The sequence below is a fragment of the Burkholderia sp. Tr-862 genome (assembly GCF_011753085.1).
In the GTDB taxonomy this organism is placed as follows: Bacteria; Pseudomonadota; Gammaproteobacteria; order Burkholderiales; family Burkholderiaceae; genus Burkholderia; species Burkholderia ambifaria.
The window spans coordinates 1-3,554 of the sequence record NZ_VWWG01000207.1; the positions used below are offsets into that span (position 1 = coordinate 1).

General features: G+C 68.3%; 5 protein-coding genes. 1 reads left to right on the forward strand and 4 read right to left on the reverse strand.

Annotated elements, in window-relative coordinates:
- On the reverse strand, nt 1-571 hold a 571-nt coding region (locus tag F3J14_RS31080), incomplete at its 3' end, for a GntR family transcriptional regulator (protein WP_166726189.1).
- Between the two features lie 127 nt (nt 572-698).
- Between F3J14_RS31080 and F3J14_RS31085 the strand changes: the two genes are divergently transcribed.
- Nucleotides 699-1,586 carry a DMT family transporter gene (locus F3J14_RS31085; RefSeq protein ID WP_166726190.1) on the forward strand — a complete coding sequence of 296 codons (888 nt, stop codon included), beginning with the start codon at nt 699-701 and terminating at the stop codon, nt 1,584-1,586.
- Between the two features lie 58 nt (nt 1,587-1,644).
- On the opposite strand, the gene F3J14_RS31090 is transcribed toward F3J14_RS31085, so the two are convergent.
- The 3 genes from F3J14_RS31090 to F3J14_RS31100 all read right to left on the reverse strand — a co-directional run.
- Nucleotides 1,645-2,262, reverse strand: a complete 618-nt coding sequence (locus F3J14_RS31090; RefSeq protein ID WP_166726191.1) for a hypothetical protein — start codon at nt 2,260-2,262, stop codon at nt 1,645-1,647.
- Between the two features lie 70 nt (nt 2,263-2,332).
- The gene (locus F3J14_RS31095) at nt 2,333-2,950 is read right to left on the reverse strand and encodes a hypothetical protein (protein ID WP_166726192.1); all 618 of its coding nucleotides are present in this window, start codon (nt 2,948-2,950) and stop codon (nt 2,333-2,335) included.
- A gap of 112 nt (nt 2,951-3,062) precedes the next feature.
- On the reverse strand, nt 3,063-3,554 hold a 492-nt coding region (locus F3J14_RS31100; protein ID WP_166726193.1), incomplete at its 5' end, for a hypothetical protein.

A 3,554-nucleotide genomic window follows, 5' to 3' on the forward strand; every position in this document is an offset into this window, starting at 1 on the left:
GCGCATGCGTGCCGCCGTCGGTCAGCATGATCTGCGCGGGCTCCGCCTGGACGCCGTGCTGCGCGAGCCGCCACGCGAGCTGCTGGCGCAACGCGGGCAGCCCGAGCGGCGTCGCGTAGTCGGTCAGCGCGTCGGGTTCGTCGCGCGATACCGCGCGCAGCGCGCGGCGCAGGCTCTCGTCCGGCAGCCACGACGACGGCAGCCAGCCGCAGCCGGGCTTCACGGAGTTCGGCGCCGCCTCGAGCGACTGGCGCGACAGCCACAGCGGATCGAGTTCGCGATCGAGGCGCGGGCCGAGCTCGGCGAGCGCGAGCGGCGGCGCATGGCCCGACACGTAGAAGCCGGAGCCGCGCCGCGCGACCAGCACGCCTTCGCTCGCGAGCCGCTCGTACGCATCGACGACGGTCGATTTCGACACGTGCAGCCCATCGGCCATCATCCGGATCGACGGCACGCGCGCGCCGGGCATCAGCGCGCGGCTCGCGATCCGCGCGCGCAGCGTGTCCATCACGGTTTCCACGCGCGTGCGCGACGGCGCGGGCGGAGCAGGGCGTTGCACGGAACGGCTCATGGCGAGAAGGAACTGTACGGCTGGTTGTCCAGTACAGTTTGTCAGAATTGTATTGGGCTGTAGCTTACGCGCTTTTCGCGCACGGCGGATCATCGGTCATCCACCCATTTTTCGACCAGGATTTCCCGTGCAAAAGACGACCGACGGATGGCTCAGCGGCCTGCTGGGCGTGATCATCTTCAGTGGCTCGCTGCCGGCGACGCGCATCGCGGTGCAGGGGCTCGATCCGCTGTTCCTCACGTTCGCGCGCGCGACGATCGCCGGCGTGCTCGGCCTGATGCTGCTCGTCGCGCTGAAGCAGAAGCGGCCGACGCGCGCCGAAACCGTGTCGCTCGTCATCGTCGCACTCGGGGTCGTGGTCGGTTTTCCGTTGCTGACCGCGCTCGCGCTCAAGCATGTGACGTCCGCGCATGCGATCGTGTTCGTCGGGCTGCTGCCGCTCGCGACCGCGCTGTTCGGCGTCTGGCGCGGCGGCGAACGTCCGCGGCTGCCGTTCTGGATCTTCTCGCTGGTCGGCAGCGGCGCGGTGGCCGCCTTCGCGCTGCGCAACGGCGGCAGCGCGTCGGTGGTGGGCGATGCGCTGATGCTGGCCGCGATCGTCGCGTGCGGGCTCGGCTATGCGGAAGGCGCGCGGCTGTCGCGCCAGCTCGGCGGCTGGCAGGTGATCTCGTGGGCGCTCGTGCTGTCGCTGCCGGTGATGCTGCCGCTCACGTGGTTCACGTGGCCCGCGACGTTCGACGGCGTCGACGCCGCCGCGCTGTGGGGGCTTGCGTACGTGTCGCTGTTCAGCATGCTGATCGGCTTCGTGTTCTGGTATCGCGGCCTCGCGCTCGGCGGGATCGCGGGCGTCGGCCAGCTGCAGCTGCTGCAGCCGTTCTTCGGCTTCCTGCTCGCGGCCGGGCTGCTGCACGAGACGGTGCCGCCGTCGATGCTCGTCGTGACGGTCGTGGTCGTCGGTTGCGTGGCGGGTGCGAAATATTTCTCGAAGATGGCGCCCGTGCAGCGCGCGGGCTGACGCGCGTGCGCGCGACGACGTGACGGGTGTCGCCCGTTCGCCGTCGCGCGTGCGCGGCTTACCCCATCACCACGTTCGCGAGCCGGAACTGGTACGCGGTCGCGGTGGTGCCGCCGCCGCCGCCCGTCATCACGATGTCGGCGCTCTTGATCCCGAGCAGCGACAGTTCGGTGTTGATGTCGGACAGCACGGCCGAATTCATCACCGCGCCCTGTTCGATCTGCGACGCGGTGCCGATCCACAGCGTCGGCTTGAACTCGAACACGGCCTTCTGGCCCGGCACGATGCCGGTCTTGTGCGCGAGCAGCCGGTTGTCCTTGAAGACCGACGCGGTGATTGCCCCCTGGCTCAGGTCGTTGCGCAGCTGGATCTCGCGCGACGTCGGCGCCGGGCCGGCCAGCGCGAGCACGTTGCCCGACGTCGAGCGCGACACGTTGAAGAGCTGTCCGTTGTCCGCGCGCTTTTGCGGCATGTAGTTCCCGTCGGCATCGCTCGCGGAGACGGTCGTCAGCATCGGGAACACGAACGGATGGTTGTCGCCGCGTCCGCAGTTGGTGATGACCTTCCACGCGATCGCGAGCTCGTCGAAGTCCGTCGACACGTTCTTCTGGAAGATCACGATCTGGCTGTTGTTGACGTCGTTCGACAGGTTGACGAAGTTGAGATTGATGTCCATGAGTCACCTTGATTCGATTCGGATAACTGATTGATAGGGCGCCGGCCGTGCGTTGCCGGCGCACGGACCGTTACGCCATCACCACGTTTTCCAGCCGGAACGTGAACGGCAGCGAGCGCGGGCCCGGGCCGCCGCCGGTCATCACGATGTCGGCGCTGGCGATGCCGAGCAGCGACAGTTCCGTGTTGATGTCTGAGATCACGGCGGAATTCATCAGCGCGCCCTGTTCGATCTGCGACGCCACGCCGATCCAGATCGTCGGCTTGAACTGGAACACGGCCTTCTGGCCCGGCGCGACGGAGGTCTTGCGCGCGAGCGCGTTGCCGTCCTTGTAGATCGTCGCGTTGATCGCGCCGGCCGGCAGGTCGTTGCGCACCTGCACCTCGGCGCTCGCGCCCGGATCGCCGCCGAGCTGCAGCACGTCGCCCGAGCTGGAGCGCACGACCTGGAACACCTGGCCGTTCGTCGCGGGCTGCTGCGGCATGTAGTTGCCCCAGCTGTCGCTCGCGCTCACGCTCATCGTCATCGGGAACTTGAACGGATGGTTGTCGCCCTGGCCACAGTTGCGGATCACCTTCCATGCGATCGCGAGTTCGTCGAAGTCGGTCGCCACGTTCTTCTGGAAGATCACGACGCTCGAGTTGTTGGCGTCGTTCGAGCGGTTGATCAGGTTCAGTTGGATATCCACGTCGTTGCTCCTTGAGTTTGAAAAAAACGGCAGTCGGTCTGCCGCACACCTTTCCCGCCGGCCCGGCCGTGAAGCCGTGCCGTCAAGCCGGTCCAAACCGTGTCGGGCGGCGCTACGCGCGCACGATGTGCTCGAGCGCGAACGCGAACGGCTGCGCATCGGCGCCGGTGCCACCGCCTGTCATCACGATGTCCGCCGCGGCCACGCCCGCCAGCGGCAGCTGCGTGTTCGCGCTCGACATCACCGCCGCGTGCAGCGCGCGGCTTTCCTGCACCTGCGATGCCACGCCGATCCACAGCGTCGGCGTGAAGCGGAACACGGCCTTCTGCCCGGGCGCGACCGCTTCCTTCACCGCGATCAGCCGGCCCGCGCTGAATGCGTTGACGTTTACCGCGCCGCGCCGCATCCGGTTGACGACCTCGATGTCGCCGCCCGGTGCGTCGGCCGGGTCGGGCACGAGCCGGCCGCGTCCGGTCGGCTGCGTGTCCACGACGAAGCGCACGCCGGCGGGCGCCGTGACGCGGGGCGAGAAGTTGCCGTGCTCGTCGCCGAGCGCGACGTCGATGTCGGTCGAGTAGTCGAACGGATGAAAGCAGTCGCGTCC

What these genes read in the sequence shown, in the direction of transcription:
- F3J14_RS31090 (WP_166726191.1), bottom strand. Translation starts at nt 2,262, where the DNA reads ATGGACATCAATCTCAACTTCGTCAACCTGTCGAACGACGTCAACAAC.